Annotated in this window: 17 protein-coding genes; 10 read left to right on the top strand and 7 right to left on the bottom strand. The window is 65.0% G+C overall.

The annotated features are described in order from the left end of the window. Window positions 1–44: 44 nt before the first annotated feature. The 3 genes from trmB to lnt form a co-directional block, all read right to left on the bottom strand. Window positions 45–725 (bottom strand): tRNA (guanosine(46)-N7)-methyltransferase TrmB, encoded by a 681-nt coding sequence (gene trmB / locus SMA01S_RS01595; protein ID WP_066816545.1) that lies wholly within the window; start codon window positions 723–725, stop codon window positions 45–47. Window positions 726–834: 109 nt separating this feature from the next. Beyond that, on the bottom strand, window positions 835–2046 hold the full coding sequence (gene metK / locus SMA01S_RS01590) for a methionine adenosyltransferase (protein ID WP_066816544.1): 1212 nt from the start codon (window positions 2044–2046) through the stop codon (window positions 835–837). A gap of 80 nt (window positions 2047–2126) precedes the next feature. Beyond that, window positions 2127–3686, bottom strand: a complete 1560-nt coding sequence (lnt, locus tag SMA01S_RS01585; protein WP_066816542.1) for an apolipoprotein N-acyltransferase — start codon at window positions 3684–3686, stop codon at window positions 2127–2129. 165 nt (window positions 3687–3851) lie between these two features. Between lnt and SMA01S_RS01580 the strand changes: the two genes are divergently transcribed. Together SMA01S_RS01580 and SMA01S_RS01575 are read left to right on the top strand one after the other, a co-directional pair. After that, entirely contained in the window at window positions 3852–4268 is a 417-nt protein-coding gene (locus tag SMA01S_RS01580; RefSeq protein ID WP_066816539.1) for a VOC family protein, read from the top strand. 22 nt (window positions 4269–4290) lie between these two features. Next, window positions 4291–4593, top strand: a complete 303-nt coding sequence (locus SMA01S_RS01575; RefSeq protein WP_066816537.1) for a polyhydroxyalkanoic acid system family protein — start codon at window positions 4291–4293, stop codon at window positions 4591–4593. Between the two features lie 15 nt (window positions 4594–4608). On the opposite strand, the gene SMA01S_RS01570 is transcribed toward SMA01S_RS01575, so the two are convergent. Both SMA01S_RS01570 and SMA01S_RS01565 read right to left on the bottom strand, forming a co-directional pair. Beyond that, window positions 4609–5100, bottom strand: a complete 492-nt coding sequence (locus SMA01S_RS01570) for a helix-turn-helix domain-containing protein (protein ID WP_066816535.1) — start codon at window positions 5098–5100, stop codon at window positions 4609–4611. A 196-nt stretch (window positions 5101–5296) separates the two neighbouring features. Beyond that, on the bottom strand, window positions 5297–6676 hold the full coding sequence (locus tag SMA01S_RS01565; RefSeq protein WP_066816533.1) for a PQQ-dependent sugar dehydrogenase: 1380 nt from the start codon (window positions 6674–6676) through the stop codon (window positions 5297–5299). A 229-nt stretch (window positions 6677–6905) separates the two neighbouring features. Between SMA01S_RS01565 and epsC the strand changes: the two genes are divergently transcribed. Next, entirely contained in the window at window positions 6906–7883 is a 978-nt protein-coding gene (gene epsC, locus SMA01S_RS01560) for a serine O-acetyltransferase EpsC (protein ID WP_066816531.1), read from the top strand. Beyond that, complete coding sequence (locus SMA01S_RS01555) at window positions 7880–9181, top strand: dicarboxylate/amino acid:cation symporter (protein ID WP_066816530.1); 1302 nt, start codon at window positions 7880–7882, stop codon at window positions 9179–9181. The genes epsC and SMA01S_RS01555 overlap by 4 nt, the downstream gene beginning before the upstream one ends. Window positions 9182–9282: 101 nt before the next feature. Here the strand turns inward: SMA01S_RS01555 and katG are convergent, their stop codons facing one another. Then, the gene (gene katG / locus SMA01S_RS01550) at window positions 9283–11493 is read right to left on the bottom strand and encodes a catalase/peroxidase HPI (protein ID WP_066816529.1); all 2211 of its coding nucleotides are present in this window, start codon (window positions 11491–11493) and stop codon (window positions 9283–9285) included. Window positions 11494–11749: 256 nt separating this feature from the next. Between katG and nagZ the strand changes: the two genes are divergently transcribed. From nagZ to tatC, 6 genes are all read left to right on the top strand, one after another. After that, window positions 11750–12757, top strand: a complete 1008-nt coding sequence (gene nagZ, locus SMA01S_RS01545; RefSeq protein WP_066816528.1) for a beta-N-acetylhexosaminidase — start codon at window positions 11750–11752, stop codon at window positions 12755–12757. 183 nt (window positions 12758–12940) lie between these two features. Continuing rightward, window positions 12941–13687: a segregation and condensation protein A gene (locus SMA01S_RS01540; RefSeq protein WP_066816527.1), complete on the top strand. Its 747-nt coding sequence runs from the start codon at window positions 12941–12943 to the stop codon at window positions 13685–13687. After that, window positions 13684–14301, top strand: coding sequence for an SMC-Scp complex subunit ScpB (gene scpB / locus SMA01S_RS01535; protein ID WP_066816526.1), 618 nt, complete (start codon window positions 13684–13686; stop codon window positions 14299–14301). The genes SMA01S_RS01540 and scpB overlap by 4 nt, the downstream gene beginning before the upstream one ends. A gap of 30 nt (window positions 14302–14331) precedes the next feature. After that, window positions 14332–14565, top strand: coding sequence for a twin-arginine translocase TatA/TatE family subunit (locus SMA01S_RS01530; protein ID WP_066816525.1), 234 nt, complete (start codon window positions 14332–14334; stop codon window positions 14563–14565). 24 nt (window positions 14566–14589) lie between these two features. Further along, on the top strand, window positions 14590–15114 hold the full coding sequence (locus tag SMA01S_RS25050) for a twin-arginine translocase TatA/TatE family subunit (protein ID WP_439654294.1): 525 nt from the start codon (window positions 14590–14592) through the stop codon (window positions 15112–15114). Between the two features lie 4 nt (window positions 15115–15118). Then, a complete protein-coding gene (gene tatC, locus SMA01S_RS01520; RefSeq protein WP_066816524.1) occupies window positions 15119–15895 on the top strand; it encodes a twin-arginine translocase subunit TatC in 777 nt (258 codons plus the stop codon). A 39-nt stretch (window positions 15896–15934) separates the two neighbouring features. Here the strand turns inward: tatC and SMA01S_RS01515 are convergent, their stop codons facing one another. Next, window positions 15935–16069 (bottom strand): entericidin A/B family lipoprotein, encoded by a 135-nt coding sequence (locus SMA01S_RS01515; RefSeq protein ID WP_066816522.1) that lies wholly within the window; start codon window positions 16067–16069, stop codon window positions 15935–15937. Between the last annotated feature and the right edge of the window lie 37 nt (window positions 16070–16106).

Genomic DNA, 16106 nt, shown 5'->3' with positions numbered 1-16106 from the left:
CGGCTTGGCCTTTTATGTTTTATAAAACAGCAACTTACGGACATTCACACTCGAGTATAGGTGAAATACCACACCTCATGTCCTTGTCGCCGCGCCTTGCGTTCGTACCGCGTCTCGGGCCAATCGTCCGGACGAGTCAGGAAATCGCGCGGCGTTTGCGCGGTCCAGACGAAGTCGCGACGCCGGTTCATCACCATCATCGCCCAGCGGCAATAGGTCGGATCGTCGGTGCCCAGCCGGAATTGGCAGCCGGGTTTGAGCTTGGCGGCGATCAGGTCGAGCGGACCGTCATTGACCATCCGGCGCTTGGCATGCCGTGCCTTGGGCCACGGATCGGGGTGGAGGAGATAGACGCGATCGAGACTGGCATCGGGTAGCCGCTCGGCGACGTCGAGCGCGTCACCCATGTGCAGCCGGACGTTCTTCAGCCCCTGATCGCGGATGTGGCCGAGCGCGCCGACCACGCCGTTGAGGAACGGTTCGCAGCCGATAAAGCCGTGGTCGGGGCGCGCCGCCGCCTGGCCCGCGAGATGCTCGCCGGCGCCGAAGCCGATTTCGAGTTCCAACGGGCGATCGTCGCCGAATAGCGCGCGAGCGTCGAGCGGGCCGCTCGCCGGTACCTCGACGTCGGGCAACAGTTCCTCGACCAGAGCACTCTGGCCCTGTCGCAATTTGTGTCCCTGGCGCCGGCCATAGAGGCGCCGGATGGTGGTCGGGTCGTTCATTGTGGGTCCGCCTAGAACCAGATGGGACGAAAGCCAATCGCGCGCCGCCAACGAAGAAGGGCCGGGGATCGCTCCCCGGCCCTTGCTTGTTCCGTCGATCGGCTGGGGATCAGGCCAAAGCGGCCTTGAGATCGTCGACCAGATCGGTGCGCTCCCACGGAAAGAAGTCGCCTTCGGGCTTGCGGCCGAAGTGACCATAAGCCGCGGTGGGGGCATAGATCGGCTTGTTGAGGCCGAGATGGGTGCGGATGCCGCGCGGGGTCAGGCCGCCCAGCTTTTCGATCTTGCCAATTGCCGCTTCCAGCTTGTCGTCGCCGACCGTGCCGGTGCCATGCGTATCGACATAGAGCGACAGCGGCTTCGACACGCCGATCGCATAGGCCAGCTGGATCGTCACGCGCTGGGCGAGGCCCGCTGCGACGATGTTCTTCGCCAGATAGCGGGTGATATAGGCCGCCGAACGGTCGACCTTGGTCGGGTCCTTGCCGCTGAACGCGCCACCGCCGTGCGGCGACGCGCCGCCATAGGTGTCGACGATGATCTTGCGGCCGGTCAGGCCGGCGTCGCCATCGGGCCCGCCGATCTCGAAGCTGCCGGTCGGGTTGATGTGGTAGACGGTTTCGTCGCTGAGCAGGCCCGAAGGGATAACGTCGGCGACGACCTGCTTCACATAAGCATGAAGCTCGGCTTCCTTCTCGCCTTCGTCATAGCCCTTGCCATGCTGGGTCGAGACCACGATCGCGGTGGCGGCGACCGGCTTGCTGCCCTCATAGCGCAGGGTGACCTGGCTCTTGGCGTCAGGCTCCAGGAACGGCGCTTTGCCCGAGTGGCGGTCGGCGGCCATCTGCTCGAGAATCTTGTGGCTGTAATAGAGCGTCGCCGGCATCAGGTCCGGCGTGTCGTTGGCGGCATAACCGAACATGATGCCCTGGTCGCCGGCGCCTTCGTCCTTGTTGCCGCTGGCGTCCACGCCCTGCGCGATATGCGCCGACTGCGGATGGAGATTGTTCTCGAAGCGGAAGGTTTCCCAGTGGAAGCCGTCCTGCTCGTAGCCGATCCGCTTGACGGTATCGCGAACCGCCTTTTCGACCTCGTCACGGACGCCGGGCGCCCAGTTGCCGGCCTCATCCATGATGCCCTTGCCGCGGATTTCACCGGCCAGCACGACGAGCTGCGTGGTGGTCAGCGTCTCGCAAGCGATGCGCGCTTCGGGGTCTTTCGACAGGAACAGGTCGACGATGGCGTCGGAAATCTGGTCCGCGACCTTGTCGGGATGGCCTTCGGAGACCGATTCGGACGTGAAGAGATAATTGGAACGCATTGAGTTTCCTCTGGGGTCTGGCGGAAAGCCGGGCCGTTGCCATGCCCATATAAAGCTTTCCTTATATGAGGCTGCGGGTCCTAGCGAGCGAGGCGCCGGATGGCAATCGCGCAAATCAGCAGAATCGCCGAGACGATCAGCGCCATCCAGTTGCCGAGGCGCGAGAAGAGGGTGGGGGTGCCGGGCATTACCGAGCCTTCGATCGCGCCGGCCTTGCCCATCGGAATGCTCTGACGGAGAGCGCCGTCGGGATCGATGATCGCGGAAATTCCTGTCGGTGTCGCGCGGACGATCGACAGGCCTTCCTCGATCGCGCGCAACCGTGCCTGGGCGAGGTGTGCCGGCGGGCCGAGCGTGCCGAACCAGGCGTCGTTCGATGGGTTGAAGATAAAGTCCGGCCGGTCCGCAGGGTCGATGACATGGCCCGAGAAGATCACTTCGTAGCAGATCAGCATGCCGACCTTGCCGAAGCCGGGAATGGCCATCGTGCGCGGGCCCGGGCCGGGGATGAAATCGACATCGCCGGGGACGAGCCGCGACAGGCCGATCGCTTCGAGCACCGGGCGCATCGGCAGATATTCGCCATAGGGGACCAGATGCGCCTTGTCGTAGCGGCCGTGGAGTTGGGCATCGGGGCCGATCAACGCGATCGAATTGGTCGCGGCGATCATATTCTCGGTGCGCTTGTCGAAATACATGCCCTGCGTGCCGGTCAGGATCGCGTCATGGTCGCCGAGCAGCGAGGCCATTCGGATCCGCGCGGTCTGCGCGCTGCCCATCAGGTCGTAGACATAGCGCGGATAGCCATCCTCGACAGGAAAGCGGATCGCGCCTTCGGGCCACAGGATCAGGCGCGGATGGTCGGGATTGGGTTTTCCGGACAGACGGGCGAGCGCCTGGAAATTGGCTTCGGCGTAATCGGCGGTCGGCTTCGCTTCTTCGGCCAAGTTGGGTTGGACGATGCGAACATAGGTTCGCGGATCAGGGCGATGTTGATCGAGACTCGCTGGCGCGATGGAATAGATCAGGAGGGCGACTAGGAAGACAATCGCGGTGTAAGCGCGGCGATCCACGATGACGGCCAGCAAGCAACCGCTCGCCACCACGAAGATGCCCGACAGCGCGTAGGTGCCGATATAGGCGGCCAAACCTGCCCATCGCCCGGCCGACATCGAGACCGTCGCTAGCGGATCCCATGGATAGCCGGTGAACATGGTGCCGCGCAGATATTCGGTCGCGATCCAGGCAGCACCCGCGACCAGCACGAAGGCCGTGTCGACGCGCGGCGCCGGATCGCCTTTCGCCGCCGGGCTCGCGAGCCGCCAGGCGAGTCCGGCGGCAAGCATCGGGAAGAGAGCAAGATAGGCCGCCACCAGGACCACAGCGACGTAGCCGAGCCAAGACGGCATCGCGTCCTGAAACTCGAACGGCTGCTGAATCCACAAATTGGCGACGGCGAAATGGCCGAGCCCGAACAGCCAGCCGATTTCCAAGACCTGCCTGATCGAGCCGGCGCCATGGATAAGGAGCAGCCAGACCGCAAACCCGGCCAAGGTCAGCGGCCACCAGTCCCAAGGCGCAAATCCGAGTGCGGATACGGCGCCGAGCGCGAGTGGTAGGAGCGGGAGGAGACGACGCATCGCCTCGCGCTATGGCTGCGAAATGACGAAGTGCGCTAGCCCCAATCGTCATGCCGGGCCCGTCCCGGCATCCAAGGCGCAACAAAGACTTAATTCCACTGGAAAGGTTGGACCCCGGAACACGTCCGGGGTGACGTTTGGCTCTGCGGGCGGTAGCTAGGAGTCATGCTCCGTCCCTTCCACCTCGCCTTTCCCGTTCACGATCTCGCCGCTGCCCGCGCTTTTTACGGCGGCACGCTCGGCTGTCCGGAAGGGCGCAGCTCGGACAGTTGGATCGACTTCGATCTGTTCGGGCATCAGATCGTCGCCCATCTCGACCCCGCGGCCAAAGCGGTCGTGGTGTCCAACCCAGTGGACGGTCACGACGTCCCAGTGCCGCATTTCGGGGTCGTGCTGACAATGGATGCCTGGCGGGCGCTGGCCGACCGGGTAAAGGCGGCGGGCATCCCCTTCGGGATCGAGCCTCATATCCGCTTCGTCGGCCAGCCGGGCGAGCAGGCCACGATGTTCTTCCTCGATCCGTCCGGGAACGCGCTTGAGTTCAAGGCGTTCGCCGACGACGCGCAATTGTTTGCCGCGTGATCACGATAGGGGTCTTCACGACATGAGCGATCCGATCGTCGTCGAGGTGCCGCACAAGCTCGGCCTTGCCGAGGCGCGGCGGCGGGTCGATGCCGGGATCGGCAAATTGTCGGGCTGGTTTCCCGGCGGCGCCGAAGTCGAGCATCATTGGACGGCTGACGTGCTTCATTTCACCGTCGCGGCGATGGGGCAGCGCGTCTCCTCCAGCCTGGACGTGCGCAATGACCGAGTGATCGCGACGGTCGACCTGCCGCCGTTCCTGGCGCTGTTCGCCGACCGCATCCGCGCGAAGCTCGCCAAGGAAGCGCCCAAATTGCTCGAATAGAAGCCGGCCGGACGATCAGCCGGTCGTGACTTCGATCACGCCCGCCCGCAGCAACGCTTCGGCAGTGCGCGAAAATTCGGTAAGCAAAGTCTCGAGCAGCGGCTCGAGCGAACGATCCTGGATCGAACCCGGAACCACGGTAACGCCCCCACGCGGATCTTCGACCAGCAGCCCAGCCTCGATCATCTGTGCGACATGGCGGCGGACGGTTTCGCGCGGCAGGCCGGTGGTTGCGGCAATCGCGCTCCGCGACATCGGAACCACCCATTCGCGGGGCAATATCGCAGTCGCGGTGAATTCACGGGGAACGCTGCGTTCGCGCATCAGCTTCTGGATATTGCCGACCGAGACGGTGCAATAGATCAGCACGACCGAAGGGCTGTGACCCTCATGCCCCGTGAAGGTTCGGTGCATCGACAGGAACAGGTTGGTGAGCGCGAACATGGCGGTGCGCCAATGGTCGCTCATGCCCTCGGGAACCGTCGCGACGCGGTCGCCAGCAGCCATATGACTCACTCCCGCCCCCGCAGTGACCCATTTTGGGCAGTTAAATTGAAATCGTCAACGCATGAATCGGACAAGTTAGTGTAAAGCAACGGAATCGAGGGAAAAGATACGCGTCAACGCGTGGACCTTTCGGTGTCGTACGGGTGTGCGGACTGCGCGGTCGGGGGGCCAGTTGCAGTCCGCCCCTTACAATCCCTTAGCGTGACGGTTTCGGAGTGGCGGCGGGTGACGGGTCGGACGCCGGAACCGGCGTCGCGGAAGTCACGCGCCAGATCGTGTTGCCGATATCGTCCGCCACCAGCAACGAGCCGGTGGCGTCGAAGGTTACGCCGACCGGACGGCCGCGCGCCTGACCCTTGGCATCCAGGAATCCCGACAGCACGTCGACTGCTTTCGCGCCCTTGGCGGGAAAGCCGTTGTCGCCGAACGGCACATAGATGACGCGATAGCCCGATACCGGCAGCCGGTTCCACGATCCGTGTTCGCCGATAAAGGCGCCGTCCGCGAATTGCGGGCCGAGCCGCGCCTCGTCGGCGAAAGCCAGCCCCAGCGCCGCCACATGCGGACCCAATGCGTAATCGGGACGCTTCACATATTCCTGCAGCCCGGGATTTGCCGGCTTCACGCGGTGGTCGGGATAGCCGCCCCAATAGAACCATGGCCAGCCGAAATTGTCGCCGGCTTCCACCGCGCTCAAATAATCGGGCGGCGTGTCGGAGCCGAGCATGTCGCGTTCGTTGACCACCGTCCACAACGCCTTGGTCCTGGGCTCGAGCGCCAGTCCGTTGGCATTGCGTATGCCTGCGGCATAGATGCGGAAGGTCTTCGTGTCGGGGAAGACTTGTAGGATGTTGGCGCGGAATTTCTCCGCGTCCAGGCCGTTGTCGGCGATGTTGGTCGACGATCCGACCGTCAAATACAGCGTCTTGCCGTCCTCCGCGACGATGACGTTGCGCGCCCAATGGTTGCCGCCGCCGGGATATTTGATCACTGTCTCAGGCTTGGCGTCGATCTTGGTTTGGCCTGGCGTGAAGGGATAGCGCACCAACGCGTCGGTATTGGCGACGTAGAGATATGAGCCGAGCAGCGCCATGCCGTACGGCGAGTTGAGCCCGGTCAGGAAAGGCTGCTTGACCTCAGCCACGCCGTCACCATTCGCGTCGCGCAACAAGGTGATGCGGTTGGCCGAAGGCACGCCGGCGCCGCCCTTGTTGAGGAGGTAGCCCATCACCCAGCCGGCGATCCCGCCGCCCTGACGCGGCGGCGAATTGGTCTCGGCAACCAGCACGTCGCCATTGGGCAGGCGGTAGAGCCAGCGGGGATGATCGAGCCCGGAGGCGAAGGCGTTGACCTTGAGCCCGGCCGCCGCTGTCGGCATCTCCCCCTGCTTCCATCCCACCGCGTTGGCGACCTTGATCGTCGGCCAGATCTGCGCGCGCGCGGGCGTGATGTCGGGCCGGCTGCCGCTGACCGCCGCGACGCTGAGCCGCGCTTCATCGGGCTGGGCAAAATAGAGATAGAGGCCGCCCACCAGGATGAGGACGAGGGCAAGACCGATCAGGATTCGCTGGCGCATGGCGGCACGATAATGACGGCGGGGGGCGGGGGCAATGTTATCCCATCGCCTGGCCGGGCGATCCTTACGACGGCACAAGCGATCCTTGGGTGCCGGCAAGCAGAGCTCTATTTCCCATCAAAATGCTATGAATTATAAAGATGCCGTCCGCTCCCTGGACACAAACTGCGGCCCGGCCGTCCCCTAGCAGCCGGGCCGCTTCCCTTGTTTGAACAGTGGTGGCGTTGCGATGGTGGCCGAAAATTTGATCGACGATGTGTCGACGGAATTCATCCAAAGCGCCGTCGCCGACTTACGCGATGCGCGGCTCACGTCACGCGCGCGCCGCCAACCGCCGGCCGTGCGATTTCCGTCGCCCGAAGCGCTCGGGCAGGCGATCCGCGATCTGTCCGCAGCCCTGTACCCACGCCGTCTCGGCGGGTTTCGCGATGGGTCTGAACAGGAAGACGCCTTCGTCGCCGCGCGCCTGGCGAACGGGCTCGATATCCTGCGGCAGGAAATAGATGCCGAAATCGCCTATTGGCAGCTGGAGAGCGCCGCGCCGTTCGACGACGACCACGCCTCCACTCTAATCCGGCATTTCGCTACGACCTTGGCCGACATTCGGGCATCGATCGACAGCGATATCGACGCCGCCTTTATCGGCGATCCCGCCGCGCGCAGCGTGGATGAGATTCTGGTGAGCTATCCCGGTGCGATCGCGACGCTGCATCACCGCATCGCGCACGAGCTGCATAAATTGGGCGCGGCGATCGTCGCGCGGTCGATTTCGGAACTCGCCAATGCGCGGACCGGCATCGACATCCATCCCGGCGCTGCGATCGGCCCGCGCTTCTTCATCGATCATGGCACCGGTGTGGTGATCGGCGAGACATCGATCATCGGTTCGAACGTCCGGCTCTATCAGCACGTCACGTTGGGCGCGCGCAGCCCGTTATGGGATGCGAGCACGACACCGCGCGAACGCTATGCGCGGCACCCGATCGTTGAGGACGATGTCGTGATCTATGCCGGCGCGACCATCCTTGGCCGGGTGACGATCGGCCGCGGCTCGACCATCGGCGGCAATGTCTGGCTGCTCGACGACGTCCCACCCGAAAGCGTGATCGTCCAACCCGGCGCCATCCGTCTGCACGGTGCGGAGGCCGATGCGCTCGGCGAGGCGCTGGCCCGCACCCGGCCGCCGGCGCGGAGGATGGCGTCGTGAGCGCGCGGATCAGGCCCTCTTTCGGCGCGCAAGTGCTGATCGGCATGGCCGCCGGCCTGGCGGTCGGGGTGCTGGCGCGCTGGCTGGGCAGTGCGGCGATCGGCGAGACGGCGCATACGGTCGGCCAGATCTTCGTCCAATTGCTCAAGGCGCTGGTGCCGCCATTGGTGTTCACCGCGATCGTCGCGTCGGTCGCGGCGTTGCGGACGCTGGAAAACGCCGCTGCGCTGGTTTCCCGCACCTTATTGTGGTTCGCGGTCACCGCGCTGATGGCGGTCGCGATCGGCATCCTTCTCGGGCTGGCGATTCAGCCGGGGCTGCATGCGTCGGTCGCCGCCGGCGCTGCCAAGGCGCCCGGCACGACGGGATCGTGGCTCGATTTCCTCAAAGGGCTGGTCCCCGCCAACGCACTGGGGCTGGGCGCCGCCACAACGGTCACCGATGGCGTGGCGTCGACGGCGGTGTCGTTCAACGTGCTGCAAGTGATCGTCGCGGCGCTCGCGGTCGGCTCGGCCGCGGTCAGGATCGGCGAGCCGGGCGAGGCCTTCCTGGCGTTCAACGGATCGGCCCTGGCGATCTTCCGCCGGTTGCTGCGCTGGGTAATCGCGCTCACGCCGATCGGCAGCGCGGCGCTGATCGCCGACGCCCTGGTCCGCTATGGCTGGGATGCGCTGTCGTCGCTCGGCGCGTTCGCGATCGCCGTCTATGCCGGTCTCGCGATCGTCCTGCTGCTGGTCTATCCGGCGATCCTGATCGCCAATGGTCTCAATCCGCTGCGTTTCTTCGCGGGCGCCTGGCCGGCGATCCAGCTCGGTTTCCTGTCGCGTTCTTCGGTCGGCAGCTTGCCGGTGACCGAGGAAGTGACGGAGCGACGGCTGGGCGTGCCGCAAGCCTATGCCGCCTTCGCGGTGCCGCTGGGCGCCACCACCAAGATGGACGGATGCGCGGCAATCTATCCCGCGATCTCGGCGATCTTCGTGGCGCAATTCTACGGCATTCCGCTGCACCTCGGCGATTATGGCTTGATCGCCTTTGTCTCAGTGATCGGGTCGGCGGCGACCGCCGGGCTGACCGGCGCGACGGTGATGCTGACGCTGACGCTGTCGACCCTGGGCCTGCCGCTCGAGGGTGCGGGCCTGTTGCTGGCGATCGATCCGATCCTCGACATGGGCCGCACCGCGGTCAACGTGGCGGGGCAGGCGTTGGTGCCGACCGTCGTGGCCAAGCGGGCCGGCATATTGGACGAGGCTGCCTATCGGGGTTCGCCCCTTGCAATGGGCGCTGAAGCGGTCGCCTAGGTCCGGCAACCCACCCAAATAAAAGCCGCCGGCGCCAAGGGGGAGGGGGCGCCGGCGGCTCTATTCGCCCGGCCGATCCGGCCAGGCGGGACTGTTCGACCTCAGGCGAGGTCGTAGCGATCGGCGTTCATCACCTTGGCCCATGCCTTGACGAAATCGGCGACGAACTGATCGTTGGCATCCGCCGAGGCATAGACTTCGGACAAGGCGCGCAATTCCGAATTCGCCCCGAACACTAGATCGGTGCGCGTTCCGGTCCATTTGCGCTGGCCGGTGCTACGATCATTGCCTTCGAATTCTTCGTCGCCCGAGTCGTCGATCTGTCGCCACGCGGTCGCCATATCGAGCAGGTTGACGAAAAAGTCGTTGGTCAGCTGGCCGGGCCGATCGGTGAAGACTCCATGCTTCGAGCCGTCGTAATTGGCGCCGATCACGCGAAGGCCCCCCACCAGCACGGTCATTTCCGGTGCGCTCAGGCCGAGTAGCTGGGCACGATCGATCAGCAATTCCTCGGTGGGCACGTTGAATTTGACCTGCAGGTAATTGCGGAAGCCGTCGGCGCGCGGCTCGAGCACCGCAAAGCCCTCGACATCGGTCTGTTCGGCAGTCGCGTCGCCGCGGCCGCTGGTGAACGGCACCGTCACGCTATGGCCGGCGGCGCGCGCAGCCTGCTCTACGCCGACATTGCCGCCGAGGACGATGAGGTCGGCGATGCTGACCTTCCCCGCGCCGCCGAAGTCGGCCTGGATGCGCGCATAGACGTCGAGCACCTTGGCGAGTTCGGCCGGTTCGTTCACTTCCCAGTTCTTTTGCGGCGCCAGGCGGATACGCGCGCCATTGGCGCCGCCGCGATGGTCCGATCCGCGATAGGTTGCGGCCGACGCCCAGGCGGTCTTCACCAACTGCGCGACGCTGAGTCCGGAATCGGCAATCTTGCCCTTCAGCGTGGCGATGTCGCCGTCGCTCAGCCGTGGACCGGCGGGGATCGGGTCCTGCCAGATCAAATCCTCGGCGGGGACGTCGGGGCCGAGATAGCGTGCCTTCGGGCCCATGTCGCGATGGCACAATTTGAACCATGCGCGCGCGAAGGTGTCGGCGAAATAGGCCGGGTCGGCGCGGAACTTCTCCATGACCTTGCGGTATGCGGGGTCCATTTTCAGCGCCATGTCGGCGGTGGTCATCATCGTGGGGACCTTGACGCCCGGCGTGTGCGCCTTGGGGGCAAGCGTTTCGGGCGGGTCGCCGACCGGGTGCCACTGCTTCGCGCCGGCGGGGCTGCGCGTCAGCTCGTAGTCGTGATCGAGCAGCATGTCGAAATAGAGCATGGTCCACTCGGTCGGCTTCGGGGTCCACGATCCCTCGATGCCCGAGGTGATGGTGTGGTCGCCGATCCCGCTCTCATGTCCGGACTGCCAGCCGAGACCCTGTTGCGCGATGTCGGCGCCTTCCGGCGCGGCCCCGACCAGGCTGGCGTCGCCCGCGCCGTGCGCCTTGCCGAATGTGTGGCCGCCGGCGGTGAGCGCCGCGGTCTCCTCGTCATTCATGCCCATGCGATGGAAGGTCTCGCGGATGTCGCGCGCGGACTTGAGCGGATCGGGCACGCCGCCCGGCCCTTCGGGGTTGACGTAGATCAGGCCCATCTGGATCGCGGCGAGGGGGCTTTCCAGCGCGCGGCCTTCTTCCTCGTCGATGCGGGTTTTGCTGTCGGGGCTGCCGACCCATTGCTCCTCGGTACCCCAATAGATGTCGCGCTCGGGCTCCCACACGTCCGCGCGGCCGCCGCCGAAGCCGAACACCGGCCCACCCATCGATTCGATCGCGACATTGCCGGCCAGGATCATCAGGTCCGCCCAGCTGAGCTTGCGGCCATATTTCTGTTTGATCGGCCAGAGCAGGCGGCGCGCCTTGTCGAGATTGCCGTTGTCCGGCCAGGAATTGAGCGGGGCGAAGCGCTGCTGCCCGGCATTGGCGCCGCCGCGGCCGTCGCCGGTGCGGTAGGTGCCCGCCGAATGCCACGCCATGCGGATGAAGAAGGGGCCGTAATGCCCGTAATCGGCCGGCCACCAGGGCTGGCTGTCGGTCATCAGCGCGGTCAGATCCCGCTTGACCGCGGCGAGGTCGAGCGACTTGAACTCCTTTGCATAATCGAAGTCGTCGCCCATCGGATTGCCGCTGATGCCCTTCTGGTGAAGGATGTCGAGCGAGAGATAATTGGGCCACCAGTCGCGGTTGGTTCGGCCGAGCAGCGTGCGAAGCGCCGCGGGTTCCTTGCTCGGATCGCTCAGCGGGCTACCTTCGGTGACAGCGTCCATCTCGTTCTTCCTCTCGTTCGCGCCGGTGCGATCGGCGCTGGGGCTCTATCGGATCGGGTGCGCAGCCGGAGCACGGCTCGCCCATTGGTTGTGGCTTGTGTGGCGAAGCGCCGCAATCATTTATGCGATGAGTTAATCTGATCTCCGCGAGCGGAAAAATCGATCAGTAGGCTCCCGTCTCGCAGAAACCGGGCTTTGGCAGTCGTTTGGGCCGACCGACCTTGAACGCGGGACGTGCGCGAGTAGAAGCACCGCCATGAAGCCCGTGATCTTCGGCCTGTCCGGCCTGACCCTCACCGACGACGAACGCGCGTTCTACAAGGACGCCGATGCCGCCGGGTACATCCTGTTCAAGCGGAATATCGAGAATCGCGAGCAGGTCCGCGCACTGACCGACAGCCTGCGTGAGCTGACCGGGCGCGACGAACTGCCGATCCTGATCGATCAGGAAGGGGGCAGGGTGCAGCGGATGCAGCCGCCCGAATGGCCGCAATTCCCTGCCGGACCCGATTTCGACAGGCTTTACGACATCGCGCCGATGAGCGCGATCGAGGCGGCGCGAGTCAATGCCCAGGCGACCGCGCTGATGCTGGCCGAAGTCGGCGTCAACGTCGATTGCTGGCCCTTGCTCGACGTCAGCCAGCGCGACACGACCGAGGCGATTACCATCCGCGCCCTGGGGCACGAGCCGATGCGCGTCGCGGCGATGGGCAAGGCGATCATGGAAGGGTTGCGCGCGGGCGGCGTGATCGGCGTGGTCAAGCATATGCCCGGCCATGGTCGCGCGGTCGTCGACACGCATTTCCACCTGCCGACGGTCACGGCGTCGGAGGAGGAATTGGAGATCGATCTCGAACCGTTCCGCCGCCTGGCGGACGCGCCGATGGGGATGACCAGTCATATCGTGTTCCAGACCTGGGACCCCGAACGCCCCGCGACCATGTCGCCGGTAATCGTCGAGCAGGTCATCCGCGGCAAGATCGGCTTCGACGGGCTGCTGATGACCGACGATATCGACATGAAGGCATTGTCGGGGACCGCGGGGGAGAAGGCCGCGGGTGCGATCGCTGCCGGGTGCGATATCGTGCTCGATTGCTGGGGGCGGATGGACGAGATGCAGGAGATCGCGACCTTGCTCAACGACATGCCGGCCAAGTCGCTCGAACGGCTCGACCGCGCGATGGCGACGGTGCGGGGCGTCGCGCCGCAAGGCGATTTCGCGGAGTTGCTCGCCAAGCGGGATGAGTTGCTGGCCCTGGCCTAAACCCACAGCGTCATGCCGGGCTTGTTCCGGCATCCAACGTGTAACAACGGTTGGATTCCGTTGTGGAGGGTTGGACCCCGGGAAGAGCCCGGGGTGACGACGGATTTGGTGGGCGGCTTTTATCCACAACACTCCACGCGCCCGACTTTCGCCCTCGCGACGAACCTGTCTAAAAGCATCCCAATGGACGCCGCCGAGGACACGCTGACGCTCGACATCGAGGGGTGGGAAGGCCCGCTCGACCTTCTGCTTGCGCTTGCCCGGTCGCAAAAGGTCGACCTCAAGCAGATCTCGATCCTGCAACTGGTCGAGCAATATCTTTCCTATATCGAGCATGCCCGCACGCTGAAGCTCGAAGTCGCGGCCGATTATCTCGTGATGGCGGCGTGGCTGGCCTATCTCAAATCGGCGCTGCTGCTGCCGCGCGATCCGGAGGTCGAACCGAGCCCCGAGGAACTTGCGCTGCGGCTGCAGATGCGGCTCGAGCGGCTCAACGCGATGCGCGATGCCGGCGCGCGGCTGCTCGCGCGCGATCGGGTCGGCCGCGATGTCTTCCGCCGCGCCGCGCCCGAAGGATTGCGAACGGTGCGCCGGGCACAATGGCAGGCCGAGATCTACGATCTGATCGCTGCTTACGGCCAGATCAACGCGCGCAACCGTCCCGTTTTTCACGTCGTCCATGACCGGCTGGTGATGACGCTGGACGCTGCGCTCGAACGCGTGTCGCGATTGCTCGGCGAGCGGATCGACTGGGCAACGATCGAAAGCTTCCTGCCCGACAGTCTCGACGGCGCGTTCCGCAAGTCGGCGCTGGCCTCCAGTTTCGTCGCGGCGCTCGAACTCGCGCGGATGGGCAAGGCCGAATTGCGCCAGAAATCGGCATTCGCGCCGCTCTACCTCAAGGCGACCGGCGAAAGGGTGGAGGCATGACGATCGACCCCGACGATCCGATCCGCGCTGTCGAAGCGGTGTTGTTCGCCGCCGAGGAGCCGCTGACCATCGACCTGATCCGCGCGCATGTCGGTGAGGATATCGACGTTCGCGGCGCGCTGCAGCGGATCACCGAAGATTATGCCGGCCGCGGGATCGAGCTGGTTCGGCGCGGCGATCGCTGGCATTTCCAGACCGCGGGCGACCTCGCGCATTTGCTGCGCCGCGACCGCGAGGAACCTCGGAAGCTGTCGCGCGCGGCGATCGAGACGCTGGCGATCACTGCCTATCACGAGCCGGTCACGCGAGCGGAGATCGAGGCGATTCGCGGCGTCCAGATCAGCAAGGGGACGCTCGACGTCCTGATGGAGGCGGGCTGGGTACGTCCCGCCGGTCGCCGAGAGACGCCGGGGCGCCCGCTCACCTTTGCGACCACGCCCGAATTCCTCACGCACTTCGGGCTCGCCAGCCGCCGCGATCTTCCCGGTATCGACGATCTGCGTGCTGCCGGCCTGCTCGATCCGATCGATCTCGCCATGGCCGAAATGTCGATGGCGGGCGAGGCCGATGACGGTGGCGAGGAACAAGTGGAAAATGACGGCGATCGGGACTAGATAGCGTTTACGCCTTTGGGAGATCTTGTGATGGGTAGTTTCAGCCTGGTTCATTGGCTGATCTTTGGTGTGATCGCGATTCTGGTCCTTGGTGGAGGCCGGTTCTCGAGCATGATGGGTGACGTGGCCAAGGGCATCAAGCAGTTCAAGAAGGGCATGGCGGAGGATGACGACGCTGTCCCGCCGAGCCGGATCGAGGCCAAGCGGCAGACCGATCCCACGATCGATGCCGCAGCCGAACGCGTCCGCGACGCCGAACGCTAAAAGCCGCCGGAGAGGTATCCGGCCGTGATCCTGGACATAGCCCCGACCGAATTGCTGGTATTGGGGGGAGTGGCGCTGCTCGTCATTCCGCCCAAGGACTTGCCGCGCGCGATGCGCTTTGCCGGGCAATGGGTCGGCAAGGCGCGCGGGCTGGCGCGTCAGTTCCGCTCGGGCTTCGACGACATGATCCGCGAGGCCGAATTCGCGGAAATGGAAAAGAAGTGGAAAGCGGAGAATGAGCGCATCATGCGCGAATTCCCGCAGACCGTGGACATGGCCGCGCTGATGGCGCCCAAGCCGCAGGACGCAACGGGTAGCGATGTCTATTCGGATCCAGGACCGGTGATGGTCGAACAGCCGGCGATCGCGGCCGAACCAGAGAGCGCCGCGCCCGAGCCTGCGCCCGCGCCCGCGCCGAAACCGGCCGTGCGCAAGTCGCGCGCAAAGGCCACGGCGCAGATGTCGCTGGATACATTCGAGCCGGCCGCGCCGAAACCTCGTGCGCGTCGATCCAAGGCGGCCGCATCCCCCGAATCGCCGGACGAATAATTCGATGAGTGACGAGGACGATATCGACGCCAGCCGCGCGCCGTTGCTCGATCATCTGATCGAGTTGCGCAAACGCCTGCTGATCAGTCTGGGTACGCTGGCGCTGCTGTTCGGCGTCTGTCTCTATTTCTTCGAGCCGATCTTCGCCGTGCTGGTGCATCCGCTGGTCAAGGCCGGCTTTCCGAAGCTGATCTACACCTCTCCCTACGAGATGTTCTTCGTGCAGTTGAAGGTCGCGTTCTTCGCCGCGATCATGTTGGCCTTTCCCGTCATCGCCAATCAGCTGTGGCAGTTCGTGGCGCCCGGGCTCTATCGCAAGGAGAAGCGCGCGCTCCTCCCGTTCTTGCTGGCGACGCCTGTCCTGTTCGGACTGGGGGCCAGCTTCGCCTATTTCTTCGCGGTGCCGGGCGCGCTCCATTTCCTGCTCGGCTATCAGGGAAATATCGGCGGGGTGGAGCAGGAGGCGTTGCCGGCGGCCGACAATTACCTGAAGTTCATCATGCAGTTCCTGTTCGGGTTCGGCGTCTCGTTCCTGATGCCCGTGCTACTGATGCTGGTCGAACGCGCCGGGATCGTCACGCTGGGACAGCTCGTCCGGGCGTGGCGCTATGCGATCCTGGGATGTTTCGCGGTGGCGCTGTTCCTGGCCCCGCCGGATGCCGGGTCGATGATCATGCTCGCGCTGCCGCTGGTCGGCCTCTACGTGCTGACGCTCGGCGTAATCTGGCTGACGCATCGGCGTCGGGACCGCCAGCCAGTCCCCGACGCCGAAACGGCGTAGTCTATGTTTCAGCAAAGCTGAAAAAGACTCTGAACCAGACTATTTGTGCTTGTCGGCGGTCTTGGAGACCGTGTGTCCGACCGAGCTGACGTCCTTGCCCATGCCCGAAATCGTGTTGCAGCCGGCAAGCAAAAGCGCGGCGGCGGCGATGGTCAGACCGATAATTCTATTCACGATGATATCTCCCGAACTGCGAAATTGGGCTCGCGAT

It is taken from the genome of Sphingomonas mali NBRC 15500, from assembly GCF_001598415.1.
GTDB lineage: Bacteria > Pseudomonadota > Alphaproteobacteria > Sphingomonadales > Sphingomonadaceae > Sphingomonas > Sphingomonas mali.
This window is presented reverse-complemented; position numbering and strand designations above follow the sequence as displayed.